The 17,551-nt window shown below is 49.5% G+C and carries 16 protein-coding genes; 2 read left to right on the top strand and 14 right to left on the bottom strand.

Annotated features, from left to right (window positions below):
- Positions 1-5: 5 nt before the first annotated feature.
- Entirely contained in the window at positions 6-1,637 is a 1,632-nt protein-coding gene (locus tag ABEA66_RS24020; RefSeq protein WP_345591465.1) for a hypothetical protein, read from the bottom strand.
- A 184-nt stretch (positions 1,638-1,821) separates the two neighbouring features.
- On the opposite strand from ABEA66_RS24020, the gene ABEA66_RS24015 reads away from it, so the two are divergent.
- Entirely contained in the window at positions 1,822-2,334 is a 513-nt protein-coding gene (locus tag ABEA66_RS24015) for a thioredoxin family protein (protein WP_079908648.1), read from the top strand.
- Positions 2,335-2,437: 103 nt separating this feature from the next.
- Here ABEA66_RS24015 and ABEA66_RS24010 read toward each other — a convergent pair whose 3' ends face one another.
- From ABEA66_RS24010 to ABEA66_RS23995, 4 genes are all read right to left on the bottom strand, one after another.
- On the bottom strand, positions 2,438-3,763 hold the full coding sequence (locus tag ABEA66_RS24010; protein ID WP_345591463.1) for an ABC transporter substrate-binding protein: 1,326 nt from the start codon (positions 3,761-3,763) through the stop codon (positions 2,438-2,440).
- 217 nt (positions 3,764-3,980) lie between these two features.
- Positions 3,981-4,409, bottom strand: coding sequence for a DUF309 domain-containing protein (locus ABEA66_RS24005; RefSeq protein WP_079908646.1), 429 nt, complete (start codon positions 4,407-4,409; stop codon positions 3,981-3,983).
- Positions 4,410-4,421: 12 nt separating this feature from the next.
- Positions 4,422-5,225 (bottom strand): GTP diphosphokinase, encoded by an 804-nt coding sequence (yjbM, locus tag ABEA66_RS24000; RefSeq protein WP_079908645.1) that lies wholly within the window; start codon positions 5,223-5,225, stop codon positions 4,422-4,424.
- Positions 5,226-5,252: 27 nt separating this feature from the next.
- Positions 5,253-6,353, bottom strand: a complete 1,101-nt coding sequence (locus ABEA66_RS23995) for a quinone-dependent dihydroorotate dehydrogenase (protein ID WP_345591458.1) — start codon at positions 6,351-6,353, stop codon at positions 5,253-5,255.
- Between the two features lie 164 nt (positions 6,354-6,517).
- On the opposite strand from ABEA66_RS23995, the gene ABEA66_RS23990 reads away from it, so the two are divergent.
- Positions 6,518-6,655: a hypothetical protein gene (locus ABEA66_RS23990; RefSeq protein WP_179135854.1), complete on the top strand. Its 138-nt coding sequence runs from the start codon at positions 6,518-6,520 to the stop codon at positions 6,653-6,655.
- A gap of 68 nt (positions 6,656-6,723) precedes the next feature.
- Here the strand turns inward: ABEA66_RS23990 and ABEA66_RS23985 are convergent, their stop codons facing one another.
- The 9 genes from ABEA66_RS23985 to ABEA66_RS23945 form a co-directional block, all read right to left on the bottom strand.
- Positions 6,724-8,160, bottom strand: a complete 1,437-nt coding sequence (locus tag ABEA66_RS23985) for a L,D-transpeptidase family protein (RefSeq protein ID WP_345591454.1) — start codon at positions 8,158-8,160, stop codon at positions 6,724-6,726.
- Between the two features lie 157 nt (positions 8,161-8,317).
- Positions 8,318-9,043: an HD-GYP domain-containing protein gene (locus ABEA66_RS23980; protein WP_079908642.1), complete on the bottom strand. Its 726-nt coding sequence runs from the start codon at positions 9,041-9,043 to the stop codon at positions 8,318-8,320.
- A 157-nt stretch (positions 9,044-9,200) separates the two neighbouring features.
- On the bottom strand, positions 9,201-10,817 hold the full coding sequence (locus ABEA66_RS23975) for a stalk domain-containing protein (RefSeq protein WP_345591451.1): 1,617 nt from the start codon (positions 10,815-10,817) through the stop codon (positions 9,201-9,203).
- A 29-nt stretch (positions 10,818-10,846) separates the two neighbouring features.
- Positions 10,847-13,159, bottom strand: a complete 2,313-nt coding sequence (locus ABEA66_RS23970; RefSeq protein WP_345591449.1) for a FecR domain-containing protein — start codon at positions 13,157-13,159, stop codon at positions 10,847-10,849.
- Between the two features lie 105 nt (positions 13,160-13,264).
- Positions 13,265-15,097 carry a CHASE2 domain-containing protein gene (locus ABEA66_RS23965; protein ID WP_345591447.1) on the bottom strand — a complete coding sequence of 611 codons (1,833 nt, stop codon included), beginning with the start codon at positions 15,095-15,097 and terminating at the stop codon, positions 13,265-13,267.
- A 163-nt stretch (positions 15,098-15,260) separates the two neighbouring features.
- Positions 15,261-15,494 carry a ferredoxin gene (locus ABEA66_RS23960; RefSeq protein ID WP_079908638.1) on the bottom strand — a complete coding sequence of 78 codons (234 nt, stop codon included), beginning with the start codon at positions 15,492-15,494 and terminating at the stop codon, positions 15,261-15,263.
- Between the two features lie 93 nt (positions 15,495-15,587).
- On the bottom strand, positions 15,588-16,109 hold the full coding sequence (mobB, locus tag ABEA66_RS23955) for a molybdopterin-guanine dinucleotide biosynthesis protein B (RefSeq protein ID WP_345591444.1): 522 nt from the start codon (positions 16,107-16,109) through the stop codon (positions 15,588-15,590).
- Between the two features lies 1 nt (position 16,110).
- Positions 16,111-17,406 carry a DNA polymerase IV gene (locus ABEA66_RS23950; RefSeq protein WP_192700955.1) on the bottom strand — a complete coding sequence of 432 codons (1,296 nt, stop codon included), beginning with the start codon at positions 17,404-17,406 and terminating at the stop codon, positions 16,111-16,113.
- Positions 17,390-17,542, bottom strand: a complete 153-nt coding sequence (locus tag ABEA66_RS23945) for a hypothetical protein (RefSeq protein WP_345591441.1) — start codon at positions 17,540-17,542, stop codon at positions 17,390-17,392. Before ABEA66_RS23945 ends, ABEA66_RS23950 begins: the two co-directional genes overlap by 17 nt.
- Positions 17,543-17,551: the final 9 nt, after the last annotated feature.

The following is a 17,551-nucleotide window of genomic DNA, read 5'->3' as shown; positions in this document are numbered from 1 at the left end:
ATGCACTAATTAATTTGAAAAAAGAAAATTTTATCTCCATCCGGCTGGTTCTGATAACGAGCCATCCAGCGTCCGTTCATCCAGCCGAAATCTTGATTGTCCCAATTATATTTCTTATAGCTGAAGGCTGCAACCAGGAGATCCGGCCGCGTGAAAGAGCTCGAGAACACTCTTTTGCTGACCACGTCCGCGAACATAACGACATCCTCATCCTGATGCAGCGCAACCTGCTTTGTTTTCCAGCGGCTCATATAATAGCTGTTATCCGCAACATTGACAAACACCTGCGCTTCGGCTACAGGAGAATAAGGCTCTATGCATATTTTACCGAATACGATATCGTTTTTATCCCAGCTGTCCGGCACATCCACCTTTTTCAGCTCCGTCATCGTGCCTGTGGCCATATCCCCGATCAGCCAGCGAACCGTTTTTTTATAGGCTGCCCCTTTGCTGTTCGTTCCTATCGTATACTGATGCAGCAGAACCGCCTTTTTGCTTTCGCTGTACCCGCCGAATTCCAGCCTGTCCTTCGAATCCTTTGGAAGCGCGAATCGTTTTAACATATTCCCCTTAAAATCAACTAGCTGAACTCCATAGGACAAGAGCAGCGTCTGATTGTCACCCTTCAAAACGTTGCTGTCGCTTCGGTCATAAGTAAAATTATAATACATAACCTTGCCTTTTGCATCCGTTCCCGGATCAACGAACCCCTGCTCTGAACTAAAAGGCTGGCGTACAGAGCCGTCGTTCATATCGATCCAAGACACATCGCTCTGATAGCGGTTAGCGCCATAGATAGCTATGCCGCTGTTCCCGATGATTTCAAAATGCTCGCCGGGATGAATTTCATTAGAGCCGCTGACGATCCACTTCCTCGCCCCTGTTTGCAAATCATAATGGGTAATGCCGTTGATGCTGTCTCGAACAAACAAATGCTTCATATCCGGAGTCAAGACGGCGGAATATATAACAGGCAAAGCCTTCCCTGCATTGCTGGGCAGTTCTTCATATCGGAACAGCTCCAGCACGGGGGTAATGGTTTTGGAGGCCAGGTTCATTTTGTTGACCTGATAAACCCATTGCTGTTCGTCATTCAGGACAGTCGTATACAAAAATTCATGATCCGATAGAAAACCGCACAGCTGTGTGGATTGTGTGAACGGCTCCGTCATGGGACCGAAGGTATAAGCAATCGTCTCTTGAACGGGCTGGTCAGCTTGAGGCTCCATGGCTGCCATATCCACCTGTGTCCACGCCTGGTTCTCCAGCTTCTGCTCCCTCTGGATAAAATACAGCATTCCATTCCCGTCCGGGGTTGTATATTGCTTTAAGACGTGACCCTTCTTGACGTTGAGTGCCATCCCCCGGCTAATTTTTGATTTGGTTATTTGAAGCTTACCGAAATCATATATCGGCAAGTCTGCATTCTTGAGCTTATAGTCCTCCAACACACGATAAGGAGCAGCGGACGTAAATACTTTAGCCCGGTCCTTGGTGGTTTCTGCGGCATTGACCTGTGCAGCATGCTGCGATTTGGGTATAAAGACGAAATACACCGAATAAAACAGGCCGCTCAGTACTAGAAGACCCAAGAGAAGCCATAGATAAGGATGGATGGAAATCCGTTGTTTACGCAAGTCAAATTCCCCGCAGTCTATTCGTTGTATAGTCATAAAGGCAGAACGAAAATGCCTATTGAATTATTCCACGCTTTTGTCGAAATTCCTTCAATAATCCCTCGGCAATATAACAGGAAATCCGGCCCACTCCGGCGAATGAATAGGTTTGAAACATGCTATTTTTTCCGGAAAGAGGGAATGTATGAAAAAGCTCGCTATTTATTTGTCCATTATCGTTGTCTTGTTCGCAGCCATTTACGTGATTAATCAGCAATCGGATAAAGCCAAGAACAGCCAATACGCCAATAACCCCTACGGCGTAGCACCGGAGAAGCTGAATCCCGAAACCGTCAAGCTGCTGAACGACCCGAACTATCAGAATCTGATTATGCCTGCGGAGCTGGATAAGAAATTAAGCAATAAAGAGGATTTTTTCCTTTATTATTTCGCATCGACATGTCCTCACTGTAAACGCACCACGCCAATCCTATATCCGATGACCAAAGAGTTGAACCTCGACGTGAAGCAGTTCAATCTGGAGGAGTTCAAGGACGGCTGGAGTAAATATAATATTAAGTACACTCCTACGCTGATTTACTACAAAGGCGGTAAGGAAGTGGAGCGGATTGAAGGCGGGATCGCCGCTGCCGGGGAGCAGGGACATACCGCCGATACCTTTAAGCAGTTTTTGCAAAAATATAAAAGCTCCCAGTAACACGGTTAAACTACCCTCAGCTATAACAAAAGGATTGCTTCCCATGCCCCTTCTTCGATGAGAAGACAGAGCATGAAAAGCAATCCTTTCTTTTGTGCACAGCTTATTTACGCAATTTGTCCTGAATCAGCTTGTTCATTTCCTCATCCGCAGTACGAAGAGCGGTATTCAAGTCGGTCTCATCCACGATATATGCATTGAATGCTTTCGTTAAAATTTTATCGACATCTCCATCCGGCAAATATTTAAACGGTGTCATTACCGCGAACTTCAGCTTGGTCATCGCGGCCAAATTCTTGCCCTCGAATTCCTTCAAGCCTTTGCCGAATTCAGATTTCAGCTTCTCGTCCTTCAGAACGGTCATCCGGCCTCCGCGCATCATCTCGGCTTGAACCTCATCGGACAAAATGGTGTCCAGCACAAGGAAGGCCGCATCCTTCACTTTACTCTGCTCTGTAATGGACAAGATCGGGGAGTCCAGCCGCTGCCCGATCCCAGGCGCCTTGCGGTGCTGCGGATACGTCACCATGTCCCAATTGATCTGAGGAGCTGTTTTTAGCGTGTTCAGCAGGTTGCTGTGACTGGCAATCATCGCCAAAGTGCCGTTCACGAAGGCCGTTTGATTTTTACCCGCGTTCGGCACCTTGAAATCGCCTTCGGTTAAGCCGGGAATTTTGAATTGAGCGCCCCACAGCTGGAAGGCTTCTTTCCATTGATCGCTCATAAGAAGCGATTTGTTCGAGCTAAAATCGGCGAAGGGAATGGACAGCTGCTGCTGAATGCGGCCGATGCCGTCTGGAAAAATTCCCCGGTAAGCAACGCCGTTATCCGTCCTTGTCAGCTTCTTGGCAAGCTCTGCAACCTCATCCCAATACATCCCCTCCTTGGGATAAGGAATGGCAAACTTATCGAATATATCCTTGTTATAAAACAGCGCGAAGGAGTTCGTATAGGCGGGCAGTCCGGCCAAATAATCCTGACCTCCGGCAATTTTCAGCGTTTCCAGTGCTTCAGGCGAAAATCGGCTCGTGTCGAATCTGTATTTTTTAATCAACGGCTCCATATTGAATAAAAGCTTATATTCCGCCAGATTGCTGCCCATTGGCCCCGGATAGTTAGCGACAATGTCGGGAATTTCTCCAGCCGATATCAGCTCAGGCAGCTTGGACGCAGAGGCGTTGATCCTTTCGATCGTAATTTGGGGATACTTTTTGGCAACCGGATCGGCTATATATTTCTTTACCTCATCATCGGAGAACATTCCTCCGCTTGCCATTATTTTTACAGTGACCTTATCCTTGCTGAGCTCGGGAATGGTGTCAGAAGGCTTTTCTTGGGCTGTAGGCGCAGCGGGCTTCTCCGTTCCGTTACAGCCAACCAGCGATACGGTAAAGCAAAGTGCGAGTGAGACTACGGACAGCTTTTTCATTTTTGTATCCCCCTTTAGTTACTTTACTTTTTCAAATGCATCGCTTTTATTTTATAACGGAAACGCTTACATTTTAATGTCTGTAACTCATCTATTTATGTCTTATTCTAAGACAAATGAAGCCGCCCTCTAGTTTACGGGTTGCTGCCGAATCTATCATGTACCTATATGAACGCAAAAAGACCGCTATAGCTCGGGGCTACAACGGTCTTGATCCCTATTCATGTCCGTCTTCATGAGGTTTCGGCGGGTTCTCGCACAGCTCTTCCACAAGGCGGTTCAGCACCGGATCGGAGATATGAATATCCAAATCATAAAATAGGAAGGGCTCCTCCTCTATCCGTTCCAAACGATGCAAATAGAGCTTGCTGTCCGCTACCAGCTTTGGCAGGTCTATGCCAGGCCCCTCTGCCTGCCGCGGCTCCAGCTTCTCCAACGCCGCCGTAAAGAGCTTGACAGCACCGCTCAGATTGCCGTTGCGGTGATGATAGAGACCAACAGCGACCTGCAAGAGCCCTTGATACAAAGGAGCCCGGCCTTCCTCCATCCAAAGCTCCTCCATCACTTCATGGCATTCGAAATAATCCCGTGTCCTATTAAAGTAATAGATAAACTCGACATACAGCCTATCATACGAAGCCTGCATCCTGCACCTCCGTTATTCCTGGTGCCCTTTTTTCGCCCGTCCAATCGCCTCATCGATTTCACTTAGCAGCTCTTTGAAATACCACATGTCCTCGATTTCCCAATTTTCATTAAACCTCAGCTGAAATTGAGCAGCCTCACGCACTCGACGGTAAAAATAGAGCTCCTGAATGCCGTTCAGCACTCTCGTTACAATATTGGATTTATCCTCAAACATTTGCTGCGATTCTACGATTTCCTCGCGGATGCTGCTCATTTCTTCGTCCAGCTGATAGGCCGCTTCAGCGGCCTTGCTTAACCGCTTGATAACGTCCTCAGGCAAGCTTTCCCGGTATTTATAATTCAACGAATGCTCGATGGTAGCCCAAAAATTCATGGCAAGAGTCCGAATTTGGATTTCAGCCAGCACCCGCTTCATTCCGAGCGCTGTCTGCACAGGATACTCTACGATCATATGATAGCTTCGGTAACCGCTCGGCTTTTTATTGCGAATATAATCCTTCTCGTAGACTAGCGTCATATCCTCGCGCTCGCGGATCAGTTCGGCAAGCCGTTCGATATCCTCTACAAACTGGCACATGATGCGTATGCCCGCTATATCCTCAATCCCCGTCTCCAGCTGCTCCATAGGAACATTCAATCGTTTGGCTTTTTCCAAAATGCTCGAGATCTTCTTGACACGTCCTGTTACAAACTCTATTGGAGAATACTCTTCGCGGGCCTTCAATTCGGTGCGAAGCGTCTTGAACTTAACCTTCATTTCCTCTACCGTTTGCTCGTAAGGCAATAAAAATTTTTTCCAGTCTCGTCCGTCCATCCGTGTTCCTCCATTCCTGCTAACCTGCTAACGTCTATGGGCCGACCCAACCGCTTCGGAGATATGCTTGAAGCCGTCTTTGCGCAGCAGTGACCGAAGTCCTTCGTTCAATTGTCTGATCAACCCCGGCCCTTCATAAATCATTCCCGTGTAGACCTCTACCAGGCTTGCCCCTGCACATATTTTGGCATAGGCGTCTTCCGCGGTAAAAATACCGCCGGAGCCAATAATCGGAAGCTTGCCTTCCGTAGCCGCGTAAATCGTATGAATGAGCTTCGTTGAACGCTCCGTCAACGGTCTTCCGCTCAATCCGCCTGTTTCACCTTTATGCTTATCGGTCAATCCCGCCCGGGATATGGTCGTATTGGAGGCAATGATGCCGGAAACCCCGCTGTTCACTATCGTTGCCACCATGTACCCGATCTCCTCTTGCTCCAGATCCGGCGCTATTTTCACCAGTACGGGCTTCTCGGGACCTCCGTGCTTTTGATGCTGCTGATGCATTTCATCCTTCACTGCAGCCAATAATCGGGACAAATCATCCCCATGCTGCAAATTTCGCAAATCCGGTGTGTTCGGCGAGCTGATGTTCACGACAAAAAAGTCGCCGTAAGCGTACAGCCCACGAATACATAAGCGGTAATCCTCTTCGGCATGCTCGTTCGGGGTTATTTTATTTTTACCGATATTGACAGCTACAGGAATGCTTCTGTTGCCTGCTTCCCGCAGATGCTCCGCCATCGCATCAATCCCGACATTATTAAATCCCATCCGGTTAATCAAGGCATGATCCTCAGGCAATCGGAACAAGCGCGGCAGCTCGTTGCCCGGCTGCGGCTTTGGCGTTACCGTGCCGACCTCCATAAATCCGAAGCCAATGTTAGAAAAGCCGGGGACCGCCTTGGCGTTCTTATCCAAGCCTGCCGCCAACCCGACCGGATTGGCGAAGCGAAGACCCCAAAGTGTCGTTGCCAGCTCCGCATATTCGGGAACGCCGTACATCCCTTTCAGCAGAGCTTTGCCCCCCGGCAGCTTTCCTACCGTATGTAGCCCGTCTATGATCAAATGGTGCGCCTTTTCCGGATCCATCCGAAACAGCACCGGTTTTGCTATTTTCTTATAAAGCATGCAATCGTTCTCCCCTAACCGTTCTCTGTAAGTAGCTCTACTTGAACAGTTTATCGTTTTATGCGTGAAAAATAAAGAGGACCGGCTATTCAAAATGATATTGTTTAGGGGGGACATTATGTTAAAATATTCTTAAACTATGGAAAAAGGCAGGGCGAATTCCTATGAATCGAAAAAAACCTACGTACTTGCAGCAGCGTAAACCGAAAGAAACGGTCAACAAGAAGCTTATCATTTGGACGAGCTCTGTATTTGCGGCCATTGTTGTCATCATGATCTTGCTCTTTATTTTCAACAAGTAAGCGCTTAAACGAAGAATAAAAACAAAGGAGCCTCCCTTCCAACCATAAGACGAAGGGACAGCTCCTCTTTAATTTAACCATTTATACACTTTGCCGGGGTTCGTCTCTTCCGTCTGTGCCGGCAGCTGGAGAACCGGAGCCCCTCTCTTGATCTCGGTAGGAAGCAGACCCTTGCCGATGGTCACCGGTGTCCCGAGAGGAACCATATCGAACAGCTCCTCGACATCCTCCTTCAGCATTCTGATGCAGCCAAGCGACTGATCCTTTTCGATGCTTGACGGCTTGTTCGTTCCATGTATGGCATATTGAGTATCGGATAACGTCATGCCCCGGCTTCCGAATTCACCGTTGGATTTCCCATTCGGATTGCGGACCTTCTCCGATATTTCGAATGTGCCTTCCGGCGTTCGGTCCGCGCCTAAGCCTACCGGATAGCTTCTGACAATGATCTGGCCGCTTACAAGAGCCAGCCGATGCGTGCTCTTATCCACCACGATGCGAAGCGGCTCGGTTAAAGGCTTCACCAGGCCGCCGGTGCCGATGGAGGATCCGTTAGGTTCGGCCGGCTGAGATGCTGCGCCGCCAGCTTCTCCTCCGCCGGACTCGCCTGCGGGAAGCTCTCCGCCCCCCGATGGGTTCCACTGCTCAAACAGCTGCTCCATAAAAGGGGTTACCCCCGGCAGCACATTATTAGGATAAGGCTGGCTTAAATCCTTCAAGCTTTCCGGGGGTTTGCCGGTTCTCTGCTTGTATGAGGCCAACGCAGACCTCAGGATCAGCTCCTGTTCACGCTGTTCCGCCCAAGCCGCGAAAATTGCCTTCGGTTTGCTTGCCTCTGTCGGCTGGCAGCTGCAGCTCTCTGCGTCATGATACTGGATCTGCTGCAACGCTGCATCCTCTTTCCCCTCGACGGAAAGAAGAATCGGAGGCGATTTGGTCCAGGAAATCCATTTCCCGTCCTCGGTCGATTTACCATACGCCAAAATCGCGTAGCGGTTCACCCGTTCCTTGAGAAGCATTTCCTGCAGCGCCGCGGCGGTATTTTCCTTGCTTTTGGCTCCGGTAACGTAATAAACCTTGGTCTCCTGAACCTGCTCCCGGGTCATCCCGGCAGGCAGGGCTGCTCGTTCTCCGTCCTTACTCTGGCGCAGCTCAGGCGCCAATAAAACTCCCAGCACCATGAAGACACTCAATGCCGCCCAACGAAGCCTCCGCTGCAGCTTCTTCCTTCTGCTTTGCTGCTCCCATTGGCGCAAGGACTGCTCCGATTCAGGCGATACAGCGATCGTTTGGTTCTCGAACGCTTCATAGATCTCGCCTGCTTGCGTGTAGCAGTACAGCGCCTTTCCGCGCTTGCCCTGTGCGTCATATTCCCGTCCGAGCAGGTACCAGGCCATTTTATTGTTCGGATGCTCGCGAACATATTGTTTCAGATACGCCGGATTTTCCAACGGATGATGCTGAAAAAACTGGCGCAGCTGCTCATCATGGTCTTTTGCTTTCATGGCGACCGACCCCTTCTTTCCACCTTCTCCCATTAATATCGGCAGCCGTCCCGCTTTTTTAAAGGGGCAGACAAAAACACCCGAAAACCTCAATGAACCGTATTGGCTTCATGTGGTAATCCGGGCTTGTGTGCTTGATAGAAATGCTTCTTCGGAATTATACCTGCTCCGCCAGTTTGGAATCCCCCTCCAAATAGTCCCGCTGCTCCATGACCTTCTCGAACGCCTCCACCACGACGGGATCAAAGTGAGTGCCCTTACAGCGTATGAGCTCGCTGAGGCCGTCCCGGTAGCTCCTTCCTTTCGAGTACGGCCTATCCGTAGTCATCGCGTCAAAGGCGTCAGCCACGGCAACAATTCTTGCAAAGAATGGAATTTCATCCCCCCGAAGTCCGTCCGGGTAACCGGAGCCGTCCATCTTTTCATGATGATACTTCGCTACCTCAGTCGCCTGACGCATTCTTTCCTCCGGCTCCATTCTCGATAAGATTCTTGCGCCAATGGTCGTGTGGGAGATCATGATGTGAAACTCCTCGTCATCCAGACTGTCTGCCTTCAGAAGCACCTTGTCGGGTACGCCGATTTTTCCGATATCATGCATCAGGGCAGCCCGGTAAAAATGCTTGCACTCCTCTTCCGGAAGTTGCAGCTCTCTCGCAATCCATAGGGAATATAAGGCAACCCTTGAGGAATGGCCTGCCGTATACGGGTCTCTGGAATCCAAGGCCAGAACCAAAGAACGAATCACGCTCATCGAGACAAGCTCATCCTTGTCATTCAAGCTGCTGTACGCCAGCAGCGCCGAATAGAGCAAGAAGGAAAGCTCGTTGTTTTTTTGCTCCAATTCAGCAATTTTATCGTGAAGCTGCTGCAAGTCGGACACCGACTACTCCTCCCGTCATGACCGTATGAACTGCGATGATTTGAAGCAGCATTAATCGTTTGAGACTCAGATGAGGTCCTAATGCTTCCAAAAAAACCTATGCTGTGAAAGAATCAAAACTTCCTTTCTTTACAGTATAGGTCTTTGCACCCTGAATTTATTTATTCCTTTGCTTCGTTCGCAACAGGACCGATCTTGTACTTTCATCCCATTGTACGTCTAACCCGATCTCTTCAGCAAAGAAACGGACCGGGACGAATGTGAGGTCCTGCTTGATATAAGGAGCCGTATCTGTGTCTATGGCCATCTCGGGCTTACCCTGTTCCCGTTTCTTCAGCCCGGTCTTGTCTACATACAACTCTACGGTTACGCCGCCTTTTGTCAGTTGAACGCTTCTGTTCAATTCGTCATAGCTTACTTGATAGCCCAACGCTTCAGTTACAGCCCGAACCGGCACCATGGTACGGTCATTCACGATCTCGGGCTGGGCCTCGAATGCCAGCACCGTCGATTCCAGCACAACCTTGACATGGTCATCCTTCGGCAAATCGGCGGGCAGCTTATAGAGCTGAAGCTGGCGAATCTTATTATTGAACGCATCGGCAATATAGACCGTTCCGTCGTCGGCTACAGCGACATCCGTCGGCTTGTGGAACTGGGCGGAGCGCTCAATTCCGTCCGCTTCCCCGGCTGCTAATGCGGTATCTCCAGCCAGCGTGACCACTTTGCCATCATATAGATACCGAATAGAATGATTCATGCTGTCGGCGATAAGCAAACCGCCCTCAGGCGTCGATGCAATGCCCAACGGATAGTTAAAGCGTGCCTTCAAGGCATCGCCGTCCTCATACCCAGCGTCTGCATACAGACTTGTCTTACTATACAACGGCTCACCTACAGCTGTGCCGCCGGCCACCGTCGTTACCTTGCCGGTTCCAAAATCTATATACCGGATCCTTTGATTGCCGGAATCGCTAACGTACAAATTCCCTTTGCTGTCGATGGCAAGCCCCGTCGGCTCGTTAAACTTGGCGTTGGCGATATCCCCGTCCAAATAATCTCCGCTCCACACAGCTTGTCCCGGGGTTACCTCCACGACTCTTTTGGAGGGTGCGTTCAGCGTGGTCACCGTGCCGTCGGCAGCGACCTTCCTTATGACATGATTTAGTGTATCAGCTACATAAACATTGCCATCTGCCCCTACTGCAACATCCTGCGGCTGATTAAAGGTCGCTTCCGTCCCCTTGGCGTCTTTATTCCCGATCAATCCGTTACCCGCAAGCGTTACTACTTTGCCGGAAGCATCGATTTTTCGAATGGCATTATTGCCTGCATCAGCGACATAAAGATTCCCTTGAGCATCTTGAGCCAGCCCCGCCGGCTGTTGAAAGACGGAACGAGCGGCAATATCATCATATCGCCCGCCAATGGGAAAGCCCTTATTGTCCTTCCCGATGATCATGCCTGCCATACTGCTTACCTGGGAGCCGGAGATGCTGCGCAGCAAATGATTGCTCCGGTCAGACACAAGCAAGGTTCCGTCTTTGCGCACTAGCAAGCCGAACGGGCTGCGGAACGTTGCTTGCAGTCTGTTCGCATCATCATGAGAGCCGTCATCTCCAAGACCGGCATAGGTCGTAATATCCATCATGATTTGCCCGCTGCTGTTTCTTAATCCGTCCTTGGCGATAGATGCTGCCGATGCCCCGGTACCTCCGCCAATCAAGCTGACGGCAACGACCGAGGAAAATAACAGCTTCGCTGATTTTTTCATAAGATTTCTGTTCCCCTCTATAGCAAGGTCTAGTTAACCGGTATTTCGACCGGATTGTTTTGCAGATTGACTTCCGTTATGACATTCCCGTTTTTATCAACCACTTTGTAATAAAGCAGCTTCACCTTCAAGCCGTTTGTATCCGTTCCGGATAATGTCAAAGGAATCGCGGCTAGCAGCTTTTCTCCGTTAACGGTAATTAAGCCTGCATCGGCATCGGTACCAAAGTTGGTTGCCGCATAGATCAGCTCCGATTGTCCGGTCCCCTTCGACTGCTTTAATACTTTTATACTTTGGGGTAGGGAGCCGAATACCGTATTCGGATTTTTGGTTACCGTTCCATCCCCTGTATAGCTAAGCCTGTTATCATAGGCCAGATGAACCTCAGCCGCATAAAGAGCCTTGGCATTCACGAAGTTTTTCATTGCTAGGGTTGCCGTAACCGTGTTATTTTGTTTGACTGCCGATTTCAGGAGCACTCCCATTGAGCCGTCTGTCGTTATTTTCGGAAGAGGCACCGGCTTCGTCAGCTTACCGCTTCTCTCGCCTACTAGTGTCAATTGATCGTAGACCTTTAATTGGTCCGTCACCAGGCTGTTTAACGGTATAGTAACCTCCTGGTCCCCCTGGCCGTCCGCTTCTGCTATCACCTGACCTTGGTTCAGGATCTTAAGCTTTGTTTGGATCGGACCTTTAGCTGCTACCACCGGCACGTTCGTAATCCAATCAGTTGTAGGACTAATCAATATAGGCATATCCGAGATGGTGATAGGAGGTAATGATAACGATACGCTAGGTATTCCATTGCGAACGGATTCTGCTGTCAAGCGGTATGTTCCTTCCGGAAGAACGCCCAGGGTCATGGTTATTTCCTCAGAGCCCTTCCCTTCTACCGTTCCCAGCAGCTCGCTGCCATGATACACGGATATCGTCTGACCGACAGGAGCCTTCCAGCGTAACACCGCCGGATTGAAGGTCGTAATACCGGTTGTTGGACTCACCAGCTCCGGCTGGGCTGGACGGATTCCACCCGATGGCCTTCCGCTTCCGCTTCCGCTGCTGCCTCCACCGACTGCTGTGCCCCCGCTCCCTGGGTTTGTACTACTGCCGTCATTATTTGCCCGATTCAGCTGCAGCCTGGCCAATTCATTCGCTTCATCCATCAGCTTCCGGTTGGCATCCGCCAACTGTCCATTCTCGATTCTAATTGCATTAATGGCATCCTTGTACATCTGAATGAGTTCCTGAAGCTTTGCATATTCCTCGGTAAACCGTCCGGGCTTCTCCTGCTGTGATTGTTTCAAGGCTTGAATGTCCGGATCGATGCCTGCCGATGTGTCCAGGACAGGCGGCGCGTTCAAATCTATCTTTTTGGACATATCCTTGAGCTGCTCATTCACTCTGTCTATGACTGCCTGATTTAGTTTTCCGGCATCAACCGCCGCTTTGGCAAGAGCAGGGATGAACGCATCGAAATTCGCGGTCACTCTGTTCAGATCTTCCAGGCTTTGCAGCTTCAGAATGCTGCCGTCCGGTTTCTGGATACCGCTTTGGAAATTGTTTAACAATCTTTGCTTGAGTTCTTCATTTTCTTTCGCAATATCGGGATAATCTCTAATTATCGTCTCCAGCACTTTCGGGGATGCTTGATGGATGATTCCCCCAAAATCCGCATAATTCGTTTGTGTCCGAAGATCGATGGACGGATCTCTGGAGTCCAGACTAATCTGCTGTGAAGGATACACATTGACACTCCGGCTAGCTGGGCCAGAACTGACTGGATCCGCATTGTGAGTCTCCGCATGAACGACACCTGCCGTAGTGACCATGGTGGTCTGGCCTGTTATAGGATCTACCATGGTCAGAAAATGAGTTCCCCTTACCCCCATGACCGCCGTCGGAGTTTCAATCTCATATTCATCCTGGGAGCTGACAAGGCTCTTGACCTTGGCCCAGGCCGACCCTGCCCACATTTTGAATTTGGACGTCTTTCCATTACCCGAATCAATTAGTTCCGTAATGGAGATTTCCGTATTGTCACCCAGCGTAATTTCATCATCTCGGTCGGCTATCTTCAATGTTAAGGACGAATTGCTGCCGGTCGTGATGAAATCCCCCTGATTCAGGGTCATCTCTGTATAGGCCGTAAACGTTTTTGAACCGCCGGCTTTCCGTACGCTGACGTCGCCAATGACCTCAGTCACTATGGCCGCACGCGTCGATTTGGCATCTGCGGATGGAACCCAAACGGAGGATAGCATAAAAATGAACATGCAGCCTATGACGAGCATCACTATAAATCTATTGCCGTTGTGTACCCCAGTCCTCTTTTCGAATTTCACAATAATGCTCCTCTCAACTTACGGACGTTTCTATTAAATGCGATTGCCGCTCTCTAGTTAATTGTAATTTGGCAGGCAGCAATTGGCAATGCAAAAAATGGCGATTTATGACACCTGGGACGCTTCCTTCCCCTTATCTGGAGCCGACTTCCATTCAACAACCTCGAACAGCTTCAAGGGCTTGCTTTTCCCCTTCATCAGCTTTTCACCAACATAGTTGTACTCAAAATAAGACTTTGTCAGCTCATAGGTAGATTCCGAAACAAGAATTTGATTTGCGCTCGTGCTCGACTCGATTCGGGCCGCCGTATTGACATTGTCCCCGATAGCCGTGTAGTCGACCCGCAGGTAGGACCCGATATTTCCTACGACGACATCCCCTGTATTGATCCCGATCCCTACGCTGATGGTAACCCCATACTTTTCCATAACATCCGCTCGGACCTTTTCCATTCCTTTTTGAATTTCATAGGCGGTCTTCACTGCGTGATAGGGATGATGAGGCACATCCAATGGAGCATTATACAGAATCATAGCCGCATCCCCGATAAATTTATCGATGGTTCCATGATTCTCCAATGCACGCTCCGTAATCAGGTTGAACATCAAATTCAAAAAGTCTACCACCTCTTCCGGCTTCAGCTTTTCAGATAGAGGCGTGAACCCGCGCACATCCAGGAACATGACGGTCAGCTCCTTGCTGATGCCTCCCAGCTGGATTTCCGAATCGCTTTGGGCAATCTCCCTTACCAGATCCGGTGATATGTATCGTCCGAACTGCTTGGTAATATAATTCTTTTGTTTGGTCTCAAAATAGGTTTTCATGGCAAGATTGGTTAAATACGATATGAGTCCGCTGCCGACCGCCCCTATCGTATCGATATAATAATCACTGTAGGCAAAGGATAGATATTGTCCAAGCAGCAGCAGGATGGATAATATAAAGATGGCGATAAGACCGGTAATAGGCTTTAATTTCCATGTCAGAAAACCGTACAAAAGCACCATCAGGATCGCCAAAGCGACTGTGACGGCTCCGTTCCCCGGCTGAATCCACTGCTGCTTCAAGATTTGGTTCAATATATTCGCATGGGCATAGACCAGATGCATGTGCTCCTCGATAGGGGTTATCCCTTCATCCGATCCTGGAGCGGTATAGCCAATCAGGACAAAACGGTCCTTGAATGCATCATCGGGAACCGTACCGCTTACTACGCGGGAAACCGGAATCGTCTCAAAATCCAGCTCGTTCGCATCCCATTTAATGTACATCTCCGATTTGGGCCGGTTCTGGATAGCCGGAGCATTCAGATATTTGCTCACATCCACTCCACCCAGCTGCGCCATAGCCAGCCCTAACGAAGGGAGGACGCCCTCGGGCGTGTTGATTTGCAGCCAGTTGGTACGAATCGTACCTCCGCTGTCGTAGGTCGCATTGATATGCGATGGATTCGCATATTGCCGGAACAGCGGGATAGGCTGCTGGACACTCCTCGCTGTAATCCAGTCTCCTTCCTTAATCCTCATGGTGCGGGCAAATTCACTCTCTACTTCAGCATGGGACGGGAGAACAATATTTTTATATTTAGACAGGGCTTCAGCAAACGTCTTATCGCTTTCCGGATTGCCGCTCTCTGTGTAGAACTCGACGTCAAACCCGATCACCTTCGCTCCGGCATGCTCAAGACGCTCTACCAGCTCCGCATACACCTTCCTGTCCCAAGGATAGGGTCCGATCGATTTGATAGATTCAGTATCAATTCCTACGACGACAATATCCTCATGCGGCTGCCCGGTCATGGACTGCTTCAAGTTGAAATCGAACGCCTGATTGGACAGCACTCTCCAGAGACCGATAACCAAAAAACTAAAACAAAGCAGTATGACTAATGCATTGCCAATGGTAATAACCGCAGATTTACTGAATGATTTCTTCATTCGTGCTTCCAACCTCCAACCCAAGTTTCGTACCTAATAGTAACACAAATCTTCCATCATATCATAAAGATTCATTAAAGAAACATGAAAAAAGACCCATTACTAGGTATATTTACCTAATAATAGGTCTTCATCGTCTAAAGAACTATCGAACTAGAAAGCATTAGTTGAACGGGCTGTCAGCAACTTTGATGGAGTCCGTTGGGCAGCCGTCTTGAGCGTCTTGCAGATCATCGTACAGATCTTCCGGAATTTCGGTTACGCCTTTGTTGCCGTCTCCCTCATAGATGACTTCTGCCAAGCCTTCATCGTCGTAGTCATAGATGTCAGGAGCGGTTGCACCACAGGCACCGCATGCGATACAGGTTTCTTTATCAACCCAAGTGTATTTTGCCATTGTAATATTCCTCCCTATATTTGAGAACCCTATTGATTTAGCGGCCTTTACCTAAAATATAATATAAAACGCAGGAAAGTTCAAATATAAAGTCTAGCAACCGTCTTCACGGGCGTTAAACTTTATATGTAAAAGAATAAATTCCGCAATGGATGCAATGTCGTCCGGGGCAAAACGTGGAACAAAATCCGGGCAGCAGCCCGTCAGTTCCATCGGTGCAACGATAGCGACAGGCTCCCTGGGAAGCTGGTTTATAATATTCGCCTGTTCCTCGCTTCGGAACAAGGCAATTTGGTCGTGCTTCCCTTGTTTAAAGCCTTCTACCAGAATCAGATCCAGTGCCTCGGACTGAAGCTTTTCCACCATCTGCTCAAGCGTATGGGGTTCCCTTCGATACACGATATAAGATTCGGGTGAGACGACGACAGCGGCAGAAGCGCCTGCATGAATATATTGCGATGAGTCCGAACCGGCCGCTTCTTTATAATGCCCATGGGCATCATGTTTAATCACGCCAACCCGGATTCCTTGATTCTGGTAGTGCTTCACGAGTCTTGAGATCAGCGTGGTCTTCCCGCTGTCGGAGAAGCCAGCAAAACCAATGAACGGTATCATCCTAATCTTCCTCCAGAGGATGCTGCTTCAAATGATCCATCTGCAGCGAGGTCCCTCTTGCTTTATGATTGCGAATTAATGTCGACGGATCGTTACCTAGCATGCCAGCTGTTAGAATAGCGTGCTCACCGAATTTATCGCGAAGCGCATCCATCGTCTGGTTAAGCTTTTCCTTCAGCGGCTGCTTCTGATAATCGAACAGATCAAGCTGTACCGGCGCCTCTGTCTTGTCGAGCAGATTCTGTAAGGTAATGCCGAGCAGCCTGACCGGCTTCCCCGCAGGCCAATGATCCTCGAACAGCTTGCATGCCATCTCGTAAATATCTTCCCGATTTTCTGTCGGATTATTTAATTTGCATGCTCTCGTGATCGTCTTCATATCGGGATCGCGGATTGTAATTTGTACGGTTTGGGTCAGCAGCTTCTGTCTGCGGAGACGTCTGCCGACCTGGTCGGCCAGATTGAGAAACACCCGATGAATATCCGCCCGTTCCGTATAATTATTCGGCAGCGTTGTCGTATGCCCGATCGATTTGCTTGGATCCTGCTCGGGCTGTACCGGTGAATCGTCCTCTCCGTTAGCCGATCGCTTCAGATGGGCTCCTAGTACGCCGAATTGCTCCGAGAGCAGCTTATCGCTAGCCTGGGCAAGCTGTCCGAGCGTATGAATGTTCAGGCGCTTAAGCTTCTCCGCCGTTTTGCCTCCGATTCCGTACAGGTAAGCGCAAGGCTTGTCCCAGAGAACGCGGGGGACATCCCGCTTCCGCAGCACCGAAATGCCGTTTGGCTTCTTCATATCGGAAGCCATCTTCGCGAGCAGCTTGTTCGGAGCAACTCCCACCGAGCAAGGCAGCATGAGCTCGTTGCGAATCCGCTTCTGAATCTGCTCCGCAATCTCCAGTGGAGTACCGAACTGCTTGGAGCCCGTAATGTCAATATAGCATTCGTCTATGGACATAGCCTCTACGAGCGGGGAGTACTCGTAAGCAATTTTCATGAAGCGTCTTGAAAACTGCCGGTATAAATCAAAATCCGGACGAATGAGGATCAGCTCCGGGCACAGCTTTTGCGCCTGTCCAACCAGCATGCCTGTCTTGATTCCTTTTGCTCTGGCAGCATAGGAGCAGGTAACAATGATGCCCTTTCGCAGCTCTACGCTGCCTGCGACTGCGGTCGGCTTGCCCTTGTACTGCTCAGGGTCCACCGCTTCGTGTACCGAGCAGTAGAATGCGTTCATATCGATATGAAGAATGACCCTTCCGTTTACAGGATAAGCTGCATTATTGAAACTGCTCATATTCGGCGGGCACCACTGCACTATATTTGAACGCAATCATCGCATCATCCGGCCGGCCCGTCGCCGGACTCCATGCCGCAAGCTCCGCACGATCCTGATTCGGACCCGGTATTGGCTTTATTCTTTGTTCAGACATGTTGTTTTT

The organism is Paenibacillus vulneris (genome assembly GCF_039543185.1).
Classification (GTDB): domain Bacteria; phylum Bacillota; class Bacilli; order Paenibacillales; family NBRC-103111; genus Paenibacillus_S; species Paenibacillus_S vulneris.
Note: the sequence above shows the minus strand (reverse complement) of the source record. Positions and strands in the feature narration are given on the sequence as shown.